The organism is Pseudomonas citronellolis, assembly GCF_001586155.1.
GTDB lineage: Bacteria > Pseudomonadota > Gammaproteobacteria > Pseudomonadales > Pseudomonadaceae > Pseudomonas > Pseudomonas citronellolis.
In genome coordinates this window covers 3,301,644-3,324,888 of the sequence record NZ_CP014158.1, presented here as the reverse complement: position 1 = coordinate 3,324,888, position 23,245 = coordinate 3,301,644, and the positions used below count along the sequence as shown (strand labels likewise).

Below are 23,245 nucleotides of genomic sequence, written 5' to 3'. Positions count from 1 at the left end.
TATAACCGTTCGCGGTTATACGCCCTACGCCGCCTCCCGCTGCTCCGGTTCCAGCAGGCCGATGAAGGCGCGCAATGCCGGGGTGTCGGTGCCGCGGCGCCAGAACAGCCAGGTGGTGGCTTCGGCGTGGCTGGGGGCCAGGTGGTGGATGGTCACGTTGCGCCCGCCGGCCAGGCTGTCGAACAGCGCCTTGGGGATGATCGCCACCCCGCCGCCGGCGGCTATGCAGGCCAGCATGCCGTGGTAGGACTCCATCTCCATGATCTTGCCCGGCACCACGCGCTGCTCGGCGAACCAGCCTTCCAGGCGCTTGCGGTAGGAGCAGGTGTCGCGGAAGGCGAACACCGTCTCCCCCGCCACGTCGCGGGCGTCGCGCACCGGCGGGTGGCCCTGGGCGCTCATCAGCACCAGTTCCTCCTGGAACACCGGGCGGCCGTCCAGCTGCGGGTGGTTGGCCGGGCCGTCGGCGAAGGCAGCGATGAAACGCCCGGAGAGCACGCCGTCGATCATCTCGCCCGAGGGGCCGGTGGAGAGGTCCAGCTGCACCTTGGGGAAGCGCTGGTGGTAGCGCGCCAGCAGCTCGGGGATGCGCACCGCCGCGGTGCTTTCCATCGAACCCAGGGAGAAGCTGCCGTGGGGTTCGGCGCCGCTGGCCACCTGGCGCGCCTCTTCCACCAGGTCGAGGATACGCTCGGCGTAGTCGAGGAAGCTGCGCCCGGTGGGCGACAGGCGCAGGCGCGACTTCTCGCGGATGAACAGCTCGGCGCCCAGTTCGCTTTCCAGCTGCTTGATGCGCGTGGTCAGGTTCGACGGCACGCGGTGCAGGCGGCCCGCGGCGGCGGTGATGCTGCCGTCCTGGGCGACGGCGCGGAAGAACTCCAGTTGGGTCAGGTCCACGTTTCTCTCCGGGAGAATGATCCTTTCTGAATTATTCATTTGTCATGAATGAAGCGCCACCTTACTTTCTTCCCCATGCCGGCGCCAGTGACGCCGGCCGGACAACCGACGCCGCCGACCGACGGCGGCCAGCCCCACCTGCCGTGCAAGGACCTTCCATGAACCAGATCGCCGCCATCCCCGCTGCCATCTCGCGCAGCCCCGCCACCGGCCAGGAACTGGCCCGCTACCCCTTCGAGGACGCCGCCCAGCTGGAAAGCACCCTGGCCCGTACCGACGCCGCCTTCCGCCAGTGGCGCGAAACCCCGGTGGCCGAGCGCGTCGCCGTGCTGCGCAGGATGGCCGAGGTGCTGCGCGCCAACGTCGAGCCCATGGCCCGCATGGAAGCCCGGGAAATGGGCATGCCGGTCACTCAGGCGCGCGGCGAGATCAACAAGTGCGCCAACCTCTGCGACTGGTACGCCGAGCACGGCCCGGCCATGCTGGAAGACGAGAAGACCAGCATCGAAGGCGCGTACATCTCCTACCTGCCGCTGGGCCCGGTGCTGGCCGTGATGCCGTGGAACTTCCCCACCTGGCAGGTCATGCGCGGCGCGGTGAGCATCATCCTCGGCGGCAACACCTACGTGCTCAAGCACGCACCGAACGTCATGGGCTGCGCCTATCAGTTGCGCGATGCCTGGCTGCAGGCCGGCCTGCCCGAGGGCGTGTTCGAGGTGCTGAACGTGGAGCCGCCGCTGGTTTCCAAGGCCATCGTCGATGACCGCATCGCCTCCATCGCCGTGACCGGCAGCGTGGGCGCCGGCGCGGCCATCGCCTCCCAGGCCGGCGCCGCGCTGAAGAAGTGCGTGCTGGAGCTGGGCGGTTCCGACGCCTTCATCGTGCTGGCCGACGCCGACCTGGACGCCGCTGTGAAGGCCGCCGTGGCCAGCCGCTTCGGCAACTGCGGCCAGGTGTGCATCGCCGCCAAGCGCATGATCGTCGAGGAATCCATCGCCCCGGCCTTCACCGAGAAGCTGCTGGCCGCGGTCAAGGCGCTGAAGATCGGCGACCCGCTGGCGGACGACACCTTCGTCGGCCCCATGGCCCGCTTCGACCTGCGCGACGAACTGCACGGCCAGGTGCAACAGGCCATCGCCGACGGCGCCAGCCTGCTGCTGGGCGGCCACAAGCTGGAAGGCGAAGGCAACTACTACGCGCCGACCGTGCTGGCCGACGTGAAGCCGGGCAACACCGCCTTCGCCAAGGAAATCTTCGGCCCGGTGGCTTCGGTGATAGTCGCGCGCGACGCCGAGCACGCCCTGGAACTGGCCAACGACAGCGAGTTCGGCCTGTCCGGCGCCATCTGGAGCGCCGACAAGGCCAAGGCCCAGCACATGGCGCGGCGCCTGGTCAGCGGCGGCGTGTTCATCAACGGCTTCTCCGCCTCCGACCCGCGCGTGCCGATCGGCGGCGTGAAGAAGAGCGGTTTCGGCCGCGAGCTGTCGCACTTCGGCCTGCGCGAGTTCCTCAACCCGCAGACCGTCTGGATCGACCGCAAGTAAAGCTATAGCCTTGGCTTTCAGCCCGCGCCGCTCTCCTGGGCGCGGGCGTTGCACGCCCCGGCATGGTGCCGGGGCGTCGCCATTTCAGGAGGTCCCATGATCGAGCTGTACTACTGGCCCACCCCCAACGGCCACAAGATCACCCTGTTCCTCGAAGAGGCGGGGCTCGACTACCGCATCCACCCCGTCGATATCAGCGCCGGCGACCAGTTCAAGCCGGAGTTCCTCGCCTTCTCGCCGAACAACCGCATGCCCGCCATCATCGACAGCGCCCCGGCGGACGGCGGCGAGCCGATCAGCGTGTTCGAATCCGGCGCCATCCTCGTCTACCTCGCGGAAAAGACCGGCCAGTTCATGCCGGCCGACGTGCGCGGGCGCAAGACGGTGCTGGAATGGCTGTTCTGGCAGGTCGGCGGGCTGGGCCCGATGGCCGGGCAGAACCACCACTTCGTGCAGTACGCGCCGGAAAAGCTGCCCTACGCCATGCAGCGCTACATCAACGAGACCAACCGCCTGTACGGCGTGATGGACAAGCGCCTGGCGAAAGTGCCCTACCTCGCCGGCGAGCAGTACAGCATCGCCGACATGGCCAGCTATCCCTGGGTGGTGCCGTGGCAGCGCCAGCAGCAGGACCTGGACGATTTCCCCCACCTCAAGCGCTGGTTCGAAGGCATAGCGGCACGGCCGGCGACCGTGCGCGCCTACGAGAAGGGCCAGGCGTATTCGTCGCGGCCGTCGGTGACCGAGGAAGGCAAGAAGATCCTCTTCGGCCAGACCGCGGCCAGCGTGAGCAAGGGCTGACGCAGAGGTGCTTTCGTAGGATGGGTTGAGCTTGCGAAACCCATGCGGCCGTGGCGATGGGTATCGCTTCGCTCAACGCCATCCTACGGGGGTTGTGTGTGGGGCGGAGGTATCGGTGTTCCGGCCAGCGGCGCATAACCGCGAACGGTTATGCGCCCTACGTCCCTGCGCCGAGGCGCTCTTCGTAGGATGGGTTGAGCTTGCGAAACCCATGCGGCCGCGGTGATGGGTATCGCTTCGCTCAACGCCATCCTACGGGTGTGTGGACCGGGGCATTGGTGCTCCGGCCAGCGGCGGATAACCGCGAACGGTTATGCGCCCTACGTCCCTGCGCCGAGGCGCTCTTCGTAGGATGGGTTGAGCTTGCGAAACCCATGCGGGCGGGGTGATGGGTATCGCTTCGCTCAACGCCATCCTACGGGGGTTGTGTGTGGGACCGAGGCATCGGTGTTTCGGCCAGCGGCGGATAAACGCGAACGGTTATGCGCCCTACGCCCCTGCGCCGAGGCGCTCTTCGTAGGATGGGTTGAGCTTGCGAAACCCATGCGGCCGTGGTGATGGGCATCGCTTCGCTCAACGCCATCCTACGGGTGTATGGGAGCCCGCCGATCACACCCGGAATTGCCCCATCAACCCCTGCTGGTGATTCGCCAGGTCGTTCAGCGACTGGCTGATCTGCGCCGACTCCTGGGCCTGGCCGGACAGCGATTCGGTCACGTCGCGGATGCCCGCCACGTTGCGGTTGATCTCCTCGGCCACCGCACTCTGTTCCTCGGCGGCGCTGGCGATCTGCAGGTTCATGTCGTTGATCACCCCCACCGCTTCGCCAATGCGGCGCAGCGCGGCCACCGCCTGCTCGACCTGGCTGACGCTGCCCTGGGCCTGCTGGTGGCTGCTGTGCATGGCATGGACCACCTCGCGGGTGCCGTTCTGCAGGCCTTCGATCACCTGGCGGATTTCTTCCACCGAGTCCTGGGTGCGCTTGGCCAGGTTGCGCACTTCGTCGGCCACTACCGCGAAACCGCGCCCGGCCTCGCCGGCGCGGGCCGCTTCGATGGCGGCGTTGAGGGCCAGCAGGTTGGTCTGCTCGGCGATGGCGCGGATCACTTCCAGCACCGAGCCGATCTGCTCGCTGCTGGCCGCCAGGCCCTCGACCTGGGTCATGGCCTGGCTCATGTCGCGGGCCAGTTCGTCGATGGCGCGGGTGGTCTGGTCGATCACCGCCAGGCCGTCGCGGGTGGCGCCGTCGGCCCCGCGGGCGGCGTCGGCGGCCATGGCCGCGCTGTTGGCCACGTCGTGGGCGGTGGCGCTCATTTCCTGGGAGGCGGTGGCCACCTGCTCGATCTCGCGGAACTGCTGCTGCATGCCGGCGCTGGTCTGGGTCGACAGCGCGGCGGACTGGTCGGCGGTGGCGCGGGCGTCCTGCACCGAGGATTTCACGTCGCGGATGATCGGCTGCAGCTTGTCGAGGAAGCGGTTGAACCAGCCGGCCAGCTCGCCGAGTTCGTCCTGGCCCTGGTATTTCAGGCGCTGGGTCAGGTCGCCCTCGCCGCTGGCGATGTCGCGCAGCATGCCGGCCACGCCGAGGATCGGGCGCGTCACGCCGCGGGCGGTCAGCCACAGCAGGACCAGCACCACCAGCGCCAGGCCGACGCCGAAGGCGGTTTCCCAGAGCGCGCCGCTGAGGTTGCGCGCATCCAGCTCACCCTGCAGCTTCAGCGACGGCTCCAGCAGCACCGCGCGCGGCACTTCCAGCAGCACGCCCCAGTTCTTCGAATCGGGGATGGCCTGCAGCGGCTCGACCACCTGCAGCTTGTCCTCGCCCATCAGCGCCCTGGGCGTGCCGGCGGCCTGCACGGCGAGCAGTTCGGCGGCGTTGGCCACCGACTTGGCCAGCGGCTGGCCGAGCTGGTTGGCGTCCTGGCTGTCGCCGGCCAGCAGCCCGGCCGGGCTGAGGATGCGGATGGCGCCCTGGCCGTCGTAGAGCGCGCGGTCGCCGTCCAGGGCCAGTTGCTGCAGGCGGCTCAGGCTGATGTCGGCGCCGACCACGGCCAGCAGCTTGCCGTTCTCCATCAGCGGGAACACCACGGTGGTCATCAGCACGCGCTGGCCGGAGGCGTCGTCGAAGTACGGGTTGAGCACGCAGGGCCGCAAGTTCTGCTTCGGGCACTGGTACCAGGTGTTGAACGGGGTGCCGTCGAGCATCGCGGTGGTGTCGGCGATCATCGCCTCGGTCACCGCCAGGCTGCTGTCGCCGCTGGCCTTCTGCGCCCAGTAGGCGCCGAAGCGGCCCTTCTCGTTGCTGCCCAAGGCTTCCTGGCCGGCGAAGCGGGCGTCCTGGCCGTCGAGGGCCTCGGGCTCGAACACCACGTAGAGGCTGAGCAGCGTCGGGTTGGACTTCAGGCCATCGTGCACCAGCTTCACCAGGTCTTCGCGCAGCACCTGCGCATCGACGCCGTGCCGGGCGCTCTGGGCGCGCAACTGGGCGACCTGGCGGCTGAACTGGTCGCCGAAGTGGTAGACGTCGGTGAAGAAGCGCTGGATGGTCTCCGCCTGCTGCTCGGCCCGCGCCTGCATGCGCGCCTGGGCCGCGTCCTCGAGCATCTGTGCGTTGGCCGTCTTCACCAGTTGCAGGTTGTGGTTCATGCGCAGCAGCGAGCTGCCCACCAGCAAAGCCACGGTGCACAACAGGCAGAGGCCGGCCAGCAGGGTGATCTTCCACTGGATCGAAAGGCGCGTCAGGAACATGGGCGGAGGTCCTAGGAACGTGGGAGTGCCCCAGGCTATCGGCCTGGCGGAGGATTTCTGCAGGCGTCGGGCCAGTCGTTTTCCTGCTGCATCAGCGCGCGGTACTGGCCGGGGGTGGAGCCGGTCCACTTGCGGAAGGCCTTGTAGAAGGCGCTGGTGTCGGCGAAGCCGAGTTCCTCGGCCAGTTCGGCGAAGTTGCCTTCGCCGGCGTCCAGGCGGGCGATGGCCAGGTCGCGGCGCAGCTGGTCCTTCAGCGCCTGGTACGACTGGCCTTCGGCGGCGAGCTTGCGGCGCAGCGTCGAGGACGCCATGTAGAAGTGGCTGCCCAGCGCCTCCAGGTCCGGCCAGCGCTCGCAGCGCTGGCTGCGCAGGTAGGCCTTGATGCGCGCCGCCAGGCTTTGCGGGTCGCGGTAGCGCACCAGGATGTTGGCCGGGGCGCCGACCAGGAAGCGCCGCAGCTCGCGTTCGTCGCGGCGCACCGGCAGGGCCAGGGCCTCGGCGTTGAACAGCAGGCGCGTCTGCCGGCGGGCGAAGCGCAGGTTGTCGCTGAACATCACCCGGTAGTCCTCGATGTAGTCCGGCTGCGGGCTGCGCAGGTCGATGGCGAGGATGGGGATGCGCCGGCCCACCAGCCAGCAGGCCAGGCCGTGCACCATCAGGTACAGGGTGAAGTAGCAGAAGGCCCGCTGCGGCGGCGCCGCGCCCTCGTCGAGCTGGATGGCGGCCACCCCGTCCTGGCTCACCAGGCGCGGCTGCAGGCCGTCGAAGACCAGGCCGAGGAAGGCCAGGGCGCGCTCCAGCGCGGCCTCCAGGGTCGCTTCGTGGATCGCCGTGCGGGCCATGAAGTTGAAGCTGCCGGACTTCATCCGCCGCGGGTTCATGGCGAAGAATTCGTCGTCCAGCGCCTTCGCCAGGCGCAGCCAGAGCCGCGAATAGGCCTGGATCGGCACCCGCGCGTAAGGCTTGCCGACGAGTTCGCCGGCGATGCCCGCCGCAGCCAGCAGCACGGACGCGTCGAGGCCCTGGCGAACGGGTTCGGCCAGGGCCTCGTTGACCAGGCGGATGGAGATGGTGCCCTTCTCTACCGGCATGGCGCCTCGCGTCTGTCAGCCACGCAGTTCCTCGATGCTGATCTCGCGCATGCGGAACTTCTGGATCTTGCCGGTCACCGTCATCGGGAACTCGTCGCAGAAGCGGAAGTAGCGCGGCACCTTGAAGTGGGCTATGCGCGCCTTGCAGAAGGCCCGCAGTTCCTCCTCGTCGACGCCGTGGCCGGGATGGAACTTGACCCAGGCCACCAGCTCCTCGCCGTACTTGTCGTCGGGGATGCCGATCACCTGGGCGTCGGCCACGGCGTGGTGGGTGTAGAGGAATTCCTCGATCTCGCGCGGATAGATGTTCTCGCCGCCGCGGATGATCATGTCCTTGCTGCGCCCGACGATGCGCACGTTGCCCGCCTCGTCCATCACCGCCAGGTCGCCGGTGAGCATCCAGCGCGCCGGGCTGATGGCCTCGGCCGTGGCCTGGGGGTTGTTCCAGTAGCCGAGCATCACGCTGTAGCCGCGGGTGCACAGCTCGCCGATGGTGCCGCGCGGGACGATGCGGCCGTCGCCGTCGATGATCTTGCTCTCCAGCTGCGGCTGGGTGCGGCCGACGGTGGTCACGCGGATTTCCAGCTCGTCGTCCGGGCCGGTCTGCAGCGACACCGGGCTGGTCTCGGTCATGCCGTAGGCGATCTGCACCTCGGCCATGTGCATTTCATTGATGACCCGGCGCATCACCTCGATCGGGCAGGTGGCGCCGGCCATGATCCCGGTGCGCAGGCTGGACAGGTCGAATTCGGCGCGGCGCGGGTGGTCCAGCTCGGCGATGAACATGGTGGGCACGCCGTACAGCGCGGTGGCGCGTTCCTCGGCCACGGCAGCGAGGGTCGCTTCCGGCTCGAAGCTGGGCGCTGGGTAGATCATGGTGGCGCCGTGGGTCATGCAGCCGAGGTTGCCCATCACCATGCCGAAGCAGTGGTACAGCGGCACCGGGATCACCAGGCGGTCGTGCTCGGTGAGGCCGATGCTCTCGCCGACCATGTAGCCGTTGTTGAGGATGTTGTAGTGGCTGAGGGTGGCGCCCTTGGGGAAGCCGGTGGTGCCGGAGGTGTACTGGATGTTGATCGGCTCGTCGAACTGCAGCAGCGCCTGGCGCTGCGCCAGTTCCTCGGCGGATACCGAGGCGCCTATGCCTTCCAGCTGGTCCCAGCGGAGGAACCCGGCGGGGGCCTGGGCGGCCAGGCTGACCACCCCATTCAGCTCCGGCAGGCGCGCGCTGTTCAGCTCGCCCGGGCGGCAGTCGCGCAGCTCCGGCAGCAGCTCGGCGAGCATGCCGTGGTAGTCGGAGGTCTTGAAGGCGTCGGCGCACACCAGCCAGCGGCAGCCGGACTGCTTCAGTGCATATTCCAGCTCGTTGGCGCGGTAGGCCGGGTTGATGTTGACCAGCACGGCGCCGATCTTGGCGCTGGCGAACTGGGTGATGCACCACTGCGCGCAGTTCGGCGCCCAGATGCCCAGGCGGTCGCCCTGGCGCAGGCCCAGGGCGAGGAAGGCGCGGGCCGTGGCGTTCACCACCTCGGCCAGCTGGGCCCAGGTGTAGCGCAGGTTCTGGTGCCGCACCACCAGCGCTTCGCGGTCGGCGAAGCGGCTGGCGGTGTCGTCGAAGGCAGCGCCTATGGTCATGGCCAGCAGCGGCTTGTCCTGGCGGCCACGGGTATAGCTCGGGTGGTTCATGGCGTTCCCTTGTTGTGCTTGTTCTGGGACTGGGCTCACGACCGGGCCCACAGGCATGGGCATGACCGGCCGGTCGGCGGCTCGCGGAGCATCTTTACGTTAACGTAAAGGTAAACGCAAGCCCGCAATCCGCCTCGTTCTCTACAGCTTAGCCAGTCAAGCTTCATGCCACAGAAGTACAACACCTTGAGAATCAGACACTTGGAATAATCCGACAGCCGACACCCGGGCGCGGGATTCGCATTTCGCAACACTTGGCGAGACACTTTCTCATTCCCGCCGCTGCGCTTTCAAAGTGATACACGCACTTGTGCCTGCAAGCCCTTGAAATTCTTTCCCCTGGCCCGCTGCCAGGCTGATGCACGCTCACCGGTCATGGATTAGAATTCTGGGAAATTGCCTACATGGATGTAGACCCTCCCACTTGTGCGAATCACATCCATGAACATTCGTCGTTCGATCCTGGGCCTTTTCTTCACCTGTACCTTTGCCTTCGCCCTGCCCGCCCTCGCCGCCAGCAAGGCGGAAGTCACCCCCAGCCAGTTGGTCCTGGCCTCCGGCAGCGCCCTGGTGGTGGACCTGAACTCCGACAAGGTCGTGTATTCCAGCAACCCCGACATGGTCCGCCCGATCGCCTCGGTGACCAAGCTGATGACCGCCATGGTGGTGCTCGACGCCAAGCTGCCGCTGGACGAGCAGATCGACGTGGACATCTCCGAGACCGCCGAGATGAAGGGCGTGTTCTCCCGCGTGCACCTGGGCAGCCGCATCGACCGCCGGCAGATGCTGCTGCTGGCGCTGATGTCCTCGGAAAACCGCGCCGCCGCCAGCCTGGCCCACCACTACCCGGGCGGCAGCGTGGCCTTCGTCAAGGCGATGAACGCCAAGGCGAAGTCCCTGGGCATGCTGCACACCCATTACGTCGAGCCCACCGGCCTGTCGATCGACAACACTTCCACCGCCCATGACCTGATCCGCCTGGTCAAGGCCGCCTACCAGTACCCGCTGATCCGCGAGCTGAGCACCACCGCGACCAAGGACGCGCGTTTCAGCCACCCGAACTACGCGCTGAGCTTCTTCAACACCAACCCGCTGGTGCGCGCCGGCAAGTGGGACATCCGCCTGACCAAGACCGGCTTCACCAACCAGGCCGGGCATTGCCTGGTGATGGTCACGGTGATGAACGGCCGCCCGGTGGCCCTGGCCCTGCTCGACGCCTTCGGCAAGCGCACCCACGTGGCCGACGCCGCGCGCATCCGCCGCTGGGTGGAAACCGGCAAGGCCTCGCCGGTGCCGGCGGTGGCGCTGCGTTACAAGCAGGCGAAGCAGACGCAGGGGATGCAGGCGGCGGAGTGATGGTGTTTACCGGGGGCTTGGGTGTTCGGGGGTGAGAGCGCCCTCTCCCTAACCCTCTCCCTGAAGGGAGAGGGGACCGTTCGGTGTGCTCGGGTATTTCGGAGTTCGCCGGCAACGCTGGAGGTTTCCGGCTGAAACCCTTTCTTCTCTCGGCACGGACTAGCCCCCTCTCCCTTCAGGGCGGGGCGCGCAGCCGAGGGCTGGGGAGAGGGTTGCGGACTCCGCCGCCACACCAGAACCCACCCCATACTCCACTCCCGCTTTCTCCCCCTTCCCTACTGACCCACCTCCCACATCCCGGTACAGTGCCCGCTCAAAGCCCCCAAGCACCAGGCCGCCCATGCACGACAACTCTCCCCTCACGGACTACCAGAGCGTCCGCCAGTTGGCGATCCGCTCGCTGTTCGAAATCTTCGAGCAGTTCAGCGAGGGCACCGTGATCGTCGACCGCGACGCCAATATCGTCTGGATCAACCAGCGCTACGCCCAGCGCTTCGGCCTGGACGAGGCCGAGCAGGCCGTCGGCCGGCCAGTGGAGAGCGTGATCCCCGGCAGCCTGATGCGCGAGGTGGTGCGCAGTGGCCGGCCGATGCTGCTGGACATCCTCGACATGCCGCGCGACCCGCTGGTGGTGATGCGCATGCCGATCCGCGACGACGCCGGGCAGGTCATCGGCGCCATCGGCTTTGCCCTGTTCGACGAGCTGCGCTCGCTGTCGCCGCTGCTCAGCCGCTACCAGCGCATGCGCCAGGAACTGGCCTCAACCCGCTCGCTGCTGCAGGCGCGCCAGGCCAAGTACAGCCTGGCGCACTTCATCGGCAACGGCAGCGCCAGCCTGGAGGTCAAGCGCCGCGCCCGCCGCGCCGCCACCAGCGAGGCGCCGGTGCTGCTGCTGGGCGAGACCGGCACCGGCAAGGAGCTGCTCGCCCACGCCATCCACAGCGCCTCGGCGCGGGCCGGCAAGGCCTTCGTCAGCATCAACGCCGCGGCCATTCCGGAAACCCTGCTGGAGGCGGAATTCTTCGGCACCGCGCCGGGCGCCTTCACCGGCGCCGACCGCAAGGGCCGCCCGGGCAAGCTGCAGATCGCCCAGGGCGGCACCCTGTTCCTCGACGAGATCGGCGACATGCCCCTGCCGCTGCAGAGCAAACTGCTGCGCGTGCTGCAGGAGAAGGAATTCGAACCGGTGGGCTCCAACGAAGTGCTGCGCAGCGACGTGCGGCTGATCGCAGCCACCTCCATCGACCTGGACAAGGCCGTGCGCGAGGGCCGCTTCCGCGCCGACCTGTACTACCGCATCAACGTGGTGCCCATCGGGATACCGCCGCTGCGCGAGCGCCTGGAGGACCTGCCGGCGCTGTGCGAGGCGATCCTCGACGACCTGCGCGAGGACAACCACGCCCTCTACGAGCTGGACGCCGACGCCCTCGCCCTGCTGCGCCGCCACGCCTGGCCGGGCAACGTGCGCGAACTGCGCAACCTGCTGGAGCGCACCGTGCTGCTCAACGACCGGGCGCAACTGGACGCCCAGGCCCTGCGCACCGCCCTCGGCCCGCTGCAGGCGCCGCCGGCGCAGGCGGACGGCAACCGCGCCAGCCTGGCCGAGGGCCAGGACTTCTACGCCGCGCGCGAGGCCTTCGAACGCGAGCTGATCAGCAACGTGCTGGCCGAACAGGCCGGAAACGTCGAGGCGGCCGCGCGGCGCCTGGGGCTGGGCCGCTCGACGCTGTACAAGAAGATGGCCGCCCTGGGCCTTTCGTCCTGAAACAGAGACTTTTCTATATTCAGAGACAACCCGGATTCCACGCGCCTTCAGGTACATGGCAACCGTCTTTGTCCACGAATGGAGACAAAGCCCGGCGCACGCTTTCCGCAAACCAAAATAAATCCCTTTAAAATCAACTAGTTAAACATCTGGCACGGTTCTCGCTATCCGGCCCGAGCGGCCATCCGCCGCACGCCGACATAACAACAACCAACGCCGTCCGCGCACGAACGTTACCCATGGGGCCCACGGCCCGCCCCGGTTCGCCGCCGCGCCGCGCCAGGAGTACTAGCAAACATGAGCAGAACCCCGCTCAACCATGCCGTCGCCCTCGCCACCCTGGGCTCCACCCTCGGCATCGCGCTCCCCGTCCAGGCCGATTTCCTCGCCGACAGCAAGGCCAGCCTCGAACTGCGCAACTTCTACTTCAACCGTGATTTCCGCCAGGACGCCGCGCCCCAGTCGAAACAGGAGGAATGGGCGCAGGGCTTCCTGCTGCGCTACGAATCCGGCTTCACCGAGGGGACCATAGGCGTGGGCGTCGACGCCATCGGCCTGCTGGGCGTGAAGCTCGACTCCAGCCCCGACCGCGCCGGCTCCGGCCTGCTGCCGCGCGATCGCGAGAAGGTCCACGGCGCCCAGGACGACTACAGCGAGCTGGGCCTGACCGCCAAGCTGCGCGCCTCCCACAGCGTGCTCAAGGTCGGCACCCTGCTGCCCAAGCTGCCCAGCGTGCTGGCCAACGACTCGCGCCTGCTGCCGCAGACCTTCCAGGGCGCGCACCTGAATTCCGCCGAATTCGCCGGCCTGACCTTCGACGCCGGCCGCCTGCGCCAGGTCAGCCAGCGCGATTCCTCCGACAGCGAGGACATGACGCTCACCACCGGCAACGCCCGCGGCATCGTCGCCAGCGCCGACAGCGACCGCTTCGACTTCGCCGGCCTGAGCTACAAATGGACGCCGCAGCTGACCACCGGCTACAACTACGCCAGGCTCGACGGCCTGTACGACCAGCACATCGTCAACCTGCTGCACGTGCTGCCCATCGCCGAAGGCCAATCGCTGAAGACCGACCTGCGCTTCGCCCGCTCCAAGGACGACGGCCACAGCAACGTCGACAACCGCGCCTTCGGCGCCATGCTCACCTACAGCCTCGGCGGCCATGCCTTCGGCGCCGGCTACCAGGTCATGAACGGCGACACCGGCTTCGCCTACATCGGCGGCACCGACGCCTTCCTGGTCAACTTCGTGCAGATCGGCGACTTCGCCAACCGCGACGAGAAGTCCTGGCAGCTACGCTACGACTATGACTTCGCCGCCCTGGGCGTGCCCGGCCTGACCTTCATGACGCGCTACCTGTCCGGCGACGACATCGAGCTGGGCGCCGGCAAGCCGGAGGGCAAGGAGTGGGAGCGCAACACGGACATCGGCTACGTGGTGCAGAGCGGCCCGCTGAAGAACTTCGGCGTCAAATGGCGCAACGCTACCGTGCGTTCCAGCCACTTCGGCAACGACCTGGACGAGAACCGGCTGATCCTCAGCTACGTGCTGCCGCTCTGGTAATCGCCGGCATTCGCGCCACCATCACAATAATCATGCGCGGCCACGGCGCCGCGCGGCTCCAGGAGAACTGCCCATGAGCGTGGTCATCGCCCTCGCCGCCCTCGCCCTGCTGATGCTGGCCGCCTACCGCGGCTACAGCGTCATCCTCTTCGCCCCTATCGCGGCGCTGCTCGCCGTGCTCCTCACCGACCCGTCGGCGGTGGCGCCGGCCTTCACCGGCGTGTTCATGGAGAAGATGGTCGGCTTCGTCAAACTCTACTTCCCGGTGTTCCTGCTCGGCGCCGTGTTCGGCAAGCTCATCGAGCTGTCGGGCTTCTCGCGCTCCATAGTCGCGGCGGCCATCCGCCTGCTCGGCACCCGCCAGGCCATGCTGGTGATAGTGCTGGTGTGCGCCCTGCTCACCTACGGCGGCGTGTCGCTGTTCGTGGTGGTGTTCGCGGTGTACCCCTTCGCCGCCGAGATGTTCCGCCAGAGCGACATCCCCAAGCGGCTGATCCCGGCGACCATCGCCCTGGGCGCCTTCAGCTTCACCATGGACGCCCTGCCCGGCACCCCGCAGATCCAGAACATCATCCCCACCGCCTTCTTCGGCACCAACGGCTGGGCCGCGCCCTGGCTGGGGCTGATCGGCAGCCTGTTCGTGTTCTTCGTCGGCATGCTGTTCCTGCGCCGCCAGGCCGGACGCGCCCGCGCCGCCGGCGAGGGCTACGGCCACGAGCTGCGCAACGAGCCGGAAACCGCCAGCGACATCGCCCTGCCCCACCCGCTGCTGGCGCTGTCGCCGCTGGTGCTGGTGGGCGTGGCCAACCTGCTGTTCACCCACTGGATTCCGCAGCTCTACGGCAAGACCCACAGCCTGCAGCTGGCCGGCATGGCCGCGCCGGTGGCCAGCGACGTGAGCAAGCTCACCGGCATCTGGGCGGTGCAGGCGGCGCTGCTGCTGGGCATCCTGCTGGTACTGGTCAGCAGCTACCGGGCGATCCGCAGCCGCCTCGCCGAAGGCAGCAAGACCGCGGTGTCCGGCGCCCTGCTGGCGGCCATGAACACCGCCTCGGAATACGGCTTCGGCGCGGTCATCGCCTCGCTGCCGGGCTTCCTGGTGCTGGCCGATGCGCTCAAGAGCATCCCCAACCCGCTGGTCAACGAGGCCATCACCGTCACCACCCTGGCCGGCATCACCGGCTCGGCCTCCGGTGGCATGAGCATCGCCCTGGCGGCCATGTCCGAGCAGTTCATCGCCGCCGCCCATGCCGCCAACATCCCCCTGGAGGTGCTGCACCGCGTCGCCGCCATGGCCAGCGGCGGGATGGACACGCTGCCGCACAACGGCGCGGTCATCACCCTGCTGGCGGTCACCGGGCTGACCCACCGCGAGGCCTACAAGGACATTTTCGCCATCACCCTGATCAAGACCCTGGCGGTCTTCGTGGTGATCGCTACCTTCTACGCAACCGGCATCGTTTGATGCCGAGTACCACCCGGCGGCCCGCTGAGGGCCGCCACAGGCAGGAGAAACGACCATGAACCTCAAAGGCAAGATCGCGCTGGTCACCGGCGCCACCAGCGGCATCGGCCTGGGCATCGCCCACAGCCTGGCCGCGGCCGGCGCCCAGGTGGTGATCAACGGCTTCGGCGATGTCGAGGGCGCCCTGACCGAGCTGGGCCGCCACGGCACGCGGATCGGCCACCACCCGGCGGACATGGCCGAGCCGGCGCAGATCGCCGAGATGATCGCCTACGTCGAGCGCGAGTTCGGCGCGCTGGACATCCTGGTCAACAACGCCGGCATCCAGCACGTGGACGCCGTGGAAGACTTCCCGGTGGAACGCTGGAACGCGATCATCGCCATCAACCTCTCCGCGGTGTTCCACAGCACCCGCCTGGCGCTGCCGGGCATGCGCCGGCGCAACTGGGGGCGCATCGTCAACGTCGCCTCCACCCACGGCCTGGTGGCCTCCGCCGGCAAGAGCGCCTACGTGGCCGCCAAGCACGGGGTGATCGGCCTGACCAAGAGCGTCGCCCTGGAAACCGCCACCACGCCCATCACCTGCAACGCCATCTGCCCCGGCTGGGTGCTGACGCCGCTGGTGCAGAAGCAGATAGACGCGCGCATAGCCGAGGGCGCCAGCCCCGAGCAGGCGCGCCACGACCTGCTGGCGGAAAAGCAGCCGTCCCTGGAGTTCGTCACCCCCGAACAACTGGGCGAGCTGGCGCTGTTCCTCTGCAGCGAGGCCGCCGCCCAGGTGCGCGGCGCCGCCTGGAACATGGACGGCGGCTGGGTCGCCCAGTGAGCGTCCGCCCCCGCCGCCAGCCGGCGGGGGCCAGCGCCGGATCGTCGCCGGGCGGAAGACGTCGCAATCCCGTGCCACACTGACAGGACAAGCAGTGGATGGACGGACGCCCCTATGAAGCCCTTGTGGACCCCTTCCGCCGAACGCATCGCCGCCAGCCGGATGGACGCCTTCCGCCGGCAGGTCAACCAGCGCCATGGCCTGGCGCTAGCCGACTACCCCGCCCTGCACGCCTGGAGCATCGAACACCGCGAGGCCTTCTGGCAGGCCATCGTCGACAGCTTCGACGTGCGCTTCCACAGCCCGCCGCGCACGGTGCTGGAGGAAGGCCCGCGGATGCCCGACGCGCGCTGGTTCCCCGGCGCCACCCTGAACTTCGCCGAACACCTGCTGCGCCGCCGCGACGAAGCCACGGCAGTGGTGGCCATAGGCGAAGACGGCAGCCGCGAAAGCCTCAGCCATGCCGAGCTGGCCGCCCAGGTCGCCGGCCTGCAACGCAGCCTGCGCGCTGCCGGGGTGGGCGTGGGCGACCGCGTGGCGGCTTTCATGCCCAATACCTGGCAGACTCTGGTGGGCATGCTCGCCGCCACCAGCCTGGGCGCCACCTGGTCGAGCTGCTCGCCGGACTTCGGCACCCAGGGGGTGATCGACCGCTTCGGCCAGATCGAGCCCAAGGTGCTGATCGCCTGCGCCGGCTACCGCTACGCCGGCAAGGTGCTGGACCTGACCGGCAAGCTCAACGAGATACTGGAAAAGCTGCCATCGCTGCAGCAACTGGTGGTGGTGCCCTACGCGCGGCCAGAGGCTCGCCCAACTGATTACAAGTCAGTTGCTCTAACTACCCTGTGGAACGACTTCTACCAGAGCGGCGGCGAGCCCGAATTCACCCCGGTGCCCTTCGCCCATCCGCTGTACATCCTCTATTCCAGCGGCACCACCGGCGTGCCCAAGTGCATCGTCCACTCCACCGGCGGCGTGCTGCTGCAGCACCTCAAGGAGCACGCGCTGCACACCGACCTGCACTCCGGCGACGTGCTGTTCTACTACACCACCTGCGGCTGGATGATGTGGAACTGGCTGGTCTCGGGCCTGGCGGTGGGCGCCAGCCTGGTGCTCTACGACGGCTCGCCCTTCCACCCCGGCCCGGAACGGCTGATGGACCTGGTCGACGCCGAGGCCATCAAGGTCTTCGGCACCAGCGCCAAGTACATCGCCGCGCTGGAAAAGGCCGGCGTGAAGCCAGCGCAGACGCATAGCCTGGACAGCCTGCAGACGCTGCTCTCCACCGGCTCGCCGCTGGCCCACGAGAGCTTCGACTACGTCTACCGCGACATCAAGGCCGACCTGTGCCTGTCGTCCATCTCCGGCGGCACCGACATCGTCTCCTGCTTCGCCCTGGGCAACCCCACGGCGCCGGTGTGGCGCGGCGAGCTGCAATGCAAGGGCCTGGGCATGGCGGTGGAGGTCTGGGACGACGAGGGCAGGCGCCTGCGCAGCGGCAAGGGCGAGCTGGTCTGCACCCGGCACTTCCCGTCGATCCCGGTGGGCTTCTGGAACGACCCGCGGGGCGAGAAATTCCACGACGCCTACTTCGCCACCTTCCCCGGCATCTGGGCCCACGGCGACTACGCCGAGGAAACCGCCCACGGCGGCCTGGTGATCCACGGCCGCTCCGACGCCGTGCTCAACCCCGGCGGCGTGCGCATCGGCACGGCGGAAATCTACCGCCAGGTGGAGAAGGTCGACGAGGTGCTGGAATCCATCGCCATCGGCCAGGACTGGCAAGGCGACGTGCGCGTGGTGCTGTTCGTGCGCCTGCGCGAAGGCGTGCAGTTGGACGAGTCGCTAGAGGAGAAAATCCGCCGGACCATCCGCGCCAACACCACCCCGCGCCACGTACCGGCGAAGATCATCGCGGTGGCCGACATCCCTCGCACGCTCAGCGGCAAGATAGTCGAGCTGGCGGTACGCAACGTGGTGCACGGCAGGCCGGTGAAGAACACCGACGCCCTGGCCAACCCGCAGGCGCTGGAGTTGTATCGGGAGCTGGAGGAGTTGAAATCCTGATGCGGGCAATCGACGGTGTTGGCCGGTAGCCGCTGGGGTTCGGGGTGATTCCGTTCCCTCACCCCAGCCCTCTCCCAGAGGGAGAGGGGGCCGTTCGGCGCGCACGGGAAGCTTGGCGTCGACCTGTAAGCGGACCTTGTCCGCGATGACCGGACGTCCCGGCGCGATTCGCGGATAAGATCCGCTCCTACGCCACCCCACCCGCGCCATCCCCCTGTAGGAGCGCGCCTTGCGCGCGAATCGCGGGCAGGGCCCGCTCCTACAGGTAATGCCCAATCGCGGATAAGATCCCGCGCCCACAAAAAAGCCGGGGACCTGCCCCGGCTTTTTCCACCACATCCCGCCTCAGAGCGCCGACCAGCCGTCGGTCTTGCCGCCCAGCGGTTCGGAATGCTCGGCCAGCAGTTCCTCGTAGCCGCTGATGCTCTCGTGGGTCGGCTCCATCACCGGGTAGGCCAGGACCTGCCAGGGGTTGGCCGGGTCGCCGTCGTATTCGGAATAGGCCACCTTCTGGCCGTTCTGCAGCAGGAGGATGGCGAAATCCAGCGCCGCCTGCTCTTCCGGGAAGATCACGGCGAATTCCACCTCACGCTCGAACGAAAGGTCCTCGCCATCTTCCTGCAGGGCCCACAGGGCGTCACCGATCTCGTCGTCGGGGAAGAGTTGCTTGTCGCGGGTCATGTCACAGCTCCAGTAGAAAGGGGCATCCGGGCGGACGCCTGCCGACAAGGATACCTGCCTTGGCGCGGCCGCGCCGGAAATATCGGGCGCCGGCCGCGGAAAAGGCAACGGCCCGCTGCACGAGGCAATGGGCCGCCCTCATCACCGGCCTCAGGCCTGCAGCTGGTTGCCGATCGGCAGGTTGCGGATGCGCTTGCCGGTGGCCGCCGCCAGGGCATTGGCCAGGGCCGGCGCCGCCGGCGGCACGCCGGGTTCGCCGACGCCGGTGGGCGCCTCGCTGGACGGCACTATGTGCACCTCCACCGCCGGCATCTCGTTGATCCGCAGCACCTGGAAGTCGTGGAAGTTGGACTGCTCGACCACGCCCTCCTTGAGGGTGATGGCGCTGTGCAGGGCCATGGCCAGGCCGTAGCCGATACCGCCCTCCATCTGCGCGCGGATCACGTCCGGGTTGATCGCCAGGCCGCAGTCCACGGCGCAGACCACGCGGTCGATGCGGAAGCTCTTGTCGGCCTTCACCGTGACTTCCACCACCTGCGCCACGAAGCTGCCGAAGGACTCGTGCACGGCGATCCCGCGGCCGCGCTTCTCGCCTTCCCCGCCGGCCTTCAGCGGCTGCTTCCAGCCAGCCTTGTCGGCCACCAGGTCGAGCACGCCCAGGTGCCGCGGGTGTTTCTCCAGCAGGGCGCGGCGGAATTCGTAGGGGTCCTTGCCGGCGGCCACCGCGGCTTCGTCGATCAGCGTTTCGGTGGAATAGGCCGTGTGGGTGTGGCCCACCGAGCGCCACCACTGCGTCGGCACCTTGATCTCCGGCACCAGGGTCTGCTCCACGCGCAGGTTGGGCACCGCATAGGGCAGGTCCGCCGCGCCCTCCACCGCCACCTTGTCGATGCCGTCCTTGACCATCACCTTCTCGAAGGGCGTGCCGACGATGAACGACTGCCCCACCAGATGCTGCTCCCAGCCCACCAGGTTGCCCTGGCCGTCCAGCGCCAGGCGCGCGTTGTGCAGGAAGGCCGGGCGGTAGTAGCCGCCGCGAGTGTCGTCCTCGCGGGTCCAGACCATCTTCACCGGCCCCTTGTGGCCGTGCTCGCGGGCCGCCTTGGCGATCGAGACGGCCTCCAGCACATAGTCCGAGTGTGGGTTGGCGCGGCGGCCGAAGCTGCCGCCGGCGTACAGCTGGGTGATCGAGACCTTCTCCGGGGCGATGCCCAGCAACTGCCCGACCGCCATCTGGTCGCCGGTCTGCCACTGCTCGCCGTTCCAGATCTCGCAGGCGCCGTCGGAGAGCCTGACCACGCAGTTCAGCGGCTCCATGGAGGCATGGGCCAGGAATGGGAACTGGTACTGCGCCTCGATCAGCTTGGCCGGCTTGTCCAGCGCCTTGGCGATGTCGCCCTCGTTGCGCGCCACCACGCCGGGCTTGGCCGCCAGTTCCTGGTACTTGGCGAAGATTTCGGCGCTGCCCATGCGGAAGGCGTTGCTCTCGTCCCACTCCACCTGCAGGGCGTCGCGCCCCTGGCGCGCGGCCCAGGTGTTCTTCGCCAGCACGGCGACGCCGGCGAAGCGCGAGTCGCTGCCCGGGAACTGCACCACCGCCACCACGCCGGGCACGGCCTTGGCCTTGCTGTCGTCGACCTTCGCCGGCACCCCGCCGAAGCGCGACGGGTGCGCCACCACGGCCACCAGCATGTCCGGCAGGTGCACGTCCTGGGTGAAGCGCGCCTGGCCGTCGGTCTTGTCCTGGCTGTCCTTGCGCGGCAGTTTCACCTGGCCGATCAGCTTGAAGTCCTCCGGCGCCTTGAGCTTCACCTCCGCCGGCACCGGCTGTTTGGCCGCCGCCTCGGCCAGTTGGCCGAACCCGGCCTTGTGCCCGGAAGCCTTGTGCTCGACCACGCCGTCGTGCACCTCGATCTGCTCGGCCGGCACCTTCCACTGCTGCGCCGCCGCGGCCACCAGCATGGCCCGGGCCGTGGCCCCGGCCTTGCGCATCTGCTCGAAGGAGTTGGCCATGGCGCTGCTGCCGCCGGTGCCCTGCAGGGTGCCGAAGGCCAGGTTGGCGTAGCGCTTGGCGTCGGCCGGGGCGCCTTCGACGCGGACCTTGCTCCAGTCGGCGTCCAGTTCCTCGGCCAGCAGGGTGGCCAGGCCGGTGTAGCTGCCCTGCCCCATTTCCACGTGCTTGGCGATCACCGTCACCGTGCCGTCCGGGGCGATGCGCACGAAGGCGTTGGGCTCGAAGGCCTTTGCCGCGGCGGCCTGCGGGTCGCCGAAGCGGCCCAGCAGCGGCGCGAAGTAGATGCCCAGGGCCAGGCCGCCGGCGCCGCGCAGGAAATGCCGGCGGCTGACGTTGAGGATGCCGGCGCCGGCGTCTTCCGGCTCACGGCTGGCTCGTTGCTGCAGGTCTGCCATGTCGCGCCTCCTCAGGCCAGGTTCTGTGCGGCTTCGTGGATGGCCGCGCGGATGCGTACGTAGGTGGCGCAGCGGCAGATGTTGCCGCTCATGGCCGCGTCTATGTCGGCGTCGCTGGGGCTCTTGTTGCCGGCCAGCAGCGCCGTGGCCGACATGATCTGGCCGGACTGGCAGTAGCCGCACTGCACCACGTCCAGCTTGCGCCAGGCCTCCTGCACCGCCTTGCCGGCGGCCTGCTCGGCCACCGCCTCGATGGTGGCGACCTGCTTGCCGGCCACCGCCGCCAGGGGCGTCACGCAGGAGCGCGTGGGCTGGCCGTCGACGTGCACGGTGCAGGCCCCGCACAGGGCCATGCCGCAGCCATACTTGGTGCCGGTGAGCAAGGCGACGTCGCGCAGCGCCCAGAGCAGGGGCATTTCCCCGGGCGCGTCGAATTCGTGGTCCTTGCCGTTGAGTTTCAGCTTGATCATCAGGCGCTCACCTCTTTGTTCGGGTGATGTGGAAGTCCGGAGCCAAGGCCGCTCCGTGGGGAATGGATTCAGCCTAGGCGCTTCCCTGGCCGAATGCCGCGACGATACGGGAAAACCCCGCCCAGTGGCTTGCCCGGTCCTGCGCAGGCTTGCCCGATCCTGCGGTGGATGCGGCCCACCCACGCCATTCCTTGCAGGAGCGGCCCTTGTCCGCGATGGCCGGACATCCCGGCGCGATTCGCGGATGAGATCCGCTACGGGTTGCCTCGCGCCGTGCCCTTGTAGGAGCGCGCCCTGCGCGCGAATCGCGGGCAGGGCCCGCTCCTACAGGTCTCCGGGAGGCACAGCATGTCCCCGTAGGAGCGGACCTTGTCCGCGATAGCCGGAGGTCCCGGCGCGATTCGCGGATGAGATCCGCTCCTACGGGTTGCCTCGCACCGTGCCCCTTGTAGGAGCGCGCCCTGCGCGCGAATCGCGGGCAGGGCCCGCTCCTACAGGTTTCCCCGCGCCGAGGCGCTCCTACGAAAAACGGGTGCGCAGAAACGTCGAAGCCACTCCGGGGAGTGGCTTCTGGCATGGCGCGGGAAGGCAGGTCAGTCGGCGACCTTCATCACCACCCGGCCGCCGCCGGGGCAGGTTTCCATGTAGTTGCTGGCCTCGCGGAACTTGGCGAAGTCGAAGACCTTGTCGATGCTCGGCTTGAGCAACTGGTCGGCGGTCATCTGGTTGATCGCCTGCAACGCCCGCTGCACCGCCTCGTCGTTGCGCGTCAGGCCGATTTCCGGCTGGCCGGTGAAGTCCAGCACGCAGTGGCGGTAGAACTGCAGGTGCTTCTTGAAGGCCGCGCAGGCCGGGAAGGTGGCGTCGTTGCCGCCGTTGATGCCGTAGAGGATCAGCTTGCCGCGCGGCGCGGCGACGTCGCCCAGCAGCTTCATCTGCGGGCCGGCGCACTGGTCCAGGACCACTTCCACGCCCTTGCCGTCGGTGAAGCGCTCGACTTCCAGCACCAGGTCCTGCTCCTCGGTGTAGATCACCTTGTCGGCGCCCAGGCTGCGGATGAAGTCGCGGGTGTTCTCGTGGCTGGTGGTGGCGATCACCTTGGCGCCCAGGGCCTTGGCCAGCTGGATCGACTGCGGCGCCAGGCAGTGCCCGGCCTCGGTGATCAGCACGTGCTGGCCCGGCTGCAGCCCGGCCAGCTCGACCAGGGCGAAGTAGGCGTACAGCAGGCCGGTGTAGTGCACCGCGGCCTCGACGGGGCTCAGGTTGTCCGGGTAGCGCGTCAGCGAGGTGCGCGGCATCACCACGTAATCGCCCCAGGCCGGGTACTGGTTCGGCGAGTCGGCCGGGAAGCTGGCCACGGCCATGCCGGGCGCAAGATCGGTGACGTTCGCGCCCACCGCCTCGACCACGCCGGCCAGTTCGTAGCCGATCCCGGCGGGCAGCTGGGCCTGGTCGGGCGCCAGGTTCTGCCGCCAGAGCACGTCGCGCCAGCTCACGCCCAGCGCCTGGGTGCGGATCAGGACTTCATCTGGCCCCGGCCGTGGGGTCGGGACTTCCTCGAGTTTGAGTACCGAGGCATCACCGAACTGGTGGAATCGGATCATGCGGGACATCACATACCTCGCCTTTGATGCTTTATAGCCACGGACTCTATCCGGGCTTTCTTGTGCTTGCTACCCACCGCTATCGATAGTCGACATAAATGCCGATGATTCCGCAGGCCTATCGATCGCGCAGGCCGGAGCGCCAGGCAACGCCCGAAAAATACGGCTGCGCAGTAGGGAAGGATAACGGCAATGAAGCGTCTTGCTAAGGAAGAATGCGGAAAATGATCAAGGACTTATCCGTCAGACCTTGACGCCAGACGCGCCGCGCT

Annotated in this window: 15 protein-coding genes and 2 pseudogenes; 8 read left to right on the top strand and 9 right to left on the bottom strand. The window is 68.2% G+C overall.

What is annotated here, in order from left to right; all coding sequences use genetic code 11:
- Positions 1–24: 24 nt before the first annotated feature.
- Positions 25–897, bottom strand: a complete 873-nt coding sequence (gene ptrR / locus PcP3B5_RS14655) for a putrescine utilization regulator PtrR (protein ID WP_043272657.1) — start codon at positions 895–897, stop codon at positions 25–27.
- Positions 898–1,055: 158 nt separating this feature from the next.
- On the opposite strand from ptrR, the gene PcP3B5_RS14650 reads away from it, so the two are divergent.
- Entirely contained in the window at positions 1,056–2,441 is a 1,386-nt protein-coding gene (locus PcP3B5_RS14650) for an NAD-dependent succinate-semialdehyde dehydrogenase (protein ID WP_061561682.1), read from the top strand.
- 96 nt (positions 2,442–2,537) lie between these two features.
- A complete protein-coding gene (locus PcP3B5_RS14645) occupies positions 2,538–3,242 on the top strand; it encodes a glutathione binding-like protein (RefSeq protein ID WP_061561681.1) in 705 nt (234 codons plus the stop codon).
- Positions 3,243–3,851: 609 nt separating this feature from the next.
- Here the strand turns inward: PcP3B5_RS14645 and PcP3B5_RS32595 are convergent.
- The 4 genes and pseudogenes from PcP3B5_RS32595 to PcP3B5_RS14630 form a co-directional block, all read right to left on the bottom strand.
- Positions 3,852–4,376, bottom strand: a pseudogene (locus PcP3B5_RS32595) (methyl-accepting chemotaxis protein); the annotation flags it as partial.
- A gap of 381 nt (positions 4,377–4,757) precedes the next feature.
- Positions 4,758–5,819, bottom strand: a pseudogene (locus tag PcP3B5_RS32590) (PDC sensor domain-containing protein); the annotation flags it as partial.
- Positions 5,820–6,025: 206 nt separating this feature from the next.
- Positions 6,026–7,081, bottom strand: a complete 1,056-nt coding sequence (locus tag PcP3B5_RS14635) for an AraC family transcriptional regulator (protein WP_061561679.1) — start codon at positions 7,079–7,081, stop codon at positions 6,026–6,028.
- A gap of 15 nt (positions 7,082–7,096) precedes the next feature.
- On the bottom strand, positions 7,097–8,767 hold the full coding sequence (locus PcP3B5_RS14630) for an AMP-binding protein (RefSeq protein WP_061561678.1): 1,671 nt from the start codon (positions 8,765–8,767) through the stop codon (positions 7,097–7,099).
- A 441-nt stretch (positions 8,768–9,208) separates the two neighbouring features.
- On the opposite strand from PcP3B5_RS14630, the gene pbpG reads away from it, so the two are divergent.
- The 6 genes from pbpG to PcP3B5_RS14600 all read left to right on the top strand — a co-directional run bounded on the left by pbpG (position 9,209) and on the right by PcP3B5_RS14600 (position 17,809).
- The gene (gene pbpG / locus PcP3B5_RS14625; protein WP_061561677.1) at positions 9,209–10,123 is read left to right on the top strand and encodes a D-alanyl-D-alanine endopeptidase; all 915 of its coding nucleotides are present in this window, start codon (positions 9,209–9,211) and stop codon (positions 10,121–10,123) included.
- A 340-nt stretch (positions 10,124–10,463) separates the two neighbouring features.
- Complete coding sequence (locus PcP3B5_RS14620; RefSeq protein WP_061561676.1) at positions 10,464–11,888, top strand: sigma-54 interaction domain-containing protein; 1,425 nt, start codon at positions 10,464–10,466, stop codon at positions 11,886–11,888.
- Between the two features lie 297 nt (positions 11,889–12,185).
- Entirely contained in the window at positions 12,186–13,451 is a 1,266-nt protein-coding gene (locus PcP3B5_RS14615) for an OprD family porin (RefSeq protein WP_061561675.1), read from the top strand.
- A 73-nt stretch (positions 13,452–13,524) separates the two neighbouring features.
- Entirely contained in the window at positions 13,525–14,916 is a 1,392-nt protein-coding gene (locus tag PcP3B5_RS14610) for a GntP family permease (protein WP_009622233.1), read from the top strand.
- 55 nt (positions 14,917–14,971) lie between these two features.
- Positions 14,972–15,742, top strand: a complete 771-nt coding sequence (locus PcP3B5_RS14605; protein WP_009622234.1) for a 3-hydroxybutyrate dehydrogenase — start codon at positions 14,972–14,974, stop codon at positions 15,740–15,742.
- 114 nt (positions 15,743–15,856) lie between these two features.
- A complete protein-coding gene (locus PcP3B5_RS14600) occupies positions 15,857–17,809 on the top strand; it encodes an acetoacetate--CoA ligase (RefSeq protein WP_061561674.1) in 1,953 nt (650 codons plus the stop codon).
- 345 nt (positions 17,810–18,154) lie between these two features.
- Here PcP3B5_RS14600 and PcP3B5_RS14595 read toward each other — a convergent pair whose 3' ends face one another.
- From PcP3B5_RS14595 to PcP3B5_RS14580, 4 genes are all read right to left on the bottom strand, one after another.
- Positions 18,155–18,490, bottom strand: coding sequence for a ribonuclease E inhibitor RraB (locus PcP3B5_RS14595; protein WP_009620390.1), 336 nt, complete (start codon positions 18,488–18,490; stop codon positions 18,155–18,157).
- A 150-nt stretch (positions 18,491–18,640) separates the two neighbouring features.
- Positions 18,641–20,899, bottom strand: coding sequence for a xanthine dehydrogenase family protein molybdopterin-binding subunit (locus tag PcP3B5_RS14590; protein ID WP_061561673.1), 2,259 nt, complete (start codon positions 20,897–20,899; stop codon positions 18,641–18,643).
- Between the two features lie 11 nt (positions 20,900–20,910).
- The gene (locus PcP3B5_RS14585; RefSeq protein WP_061561672.1) at positions 20,911–21,369 is read right to left on the bottom strand and encodes a (2Fe-2S)-binding protein; all 459 of its coding nucleotides are present in this window, start codon (positions 21,367–21,369) and stop codon (positions 20,911–20,913) included.
- A gap of 593 nt (positions 21,370–21,962) precedes the next feature.
- On the bottom strand, positions 21,963–22,982 hold the full coding sequence (locus tag PcP3B5_RS14580; RefSeq protein ID WP_061561671.1) for a zinc-dependent alcohol dehydrogenase family protein: 1,020 nt from the start codon (positions 22,980–22,982) through the stop codon (positions 21,963–21,965).
- Between the last annotated feature and the right edge of the window lie 263 nt (positions 22,983–23,245).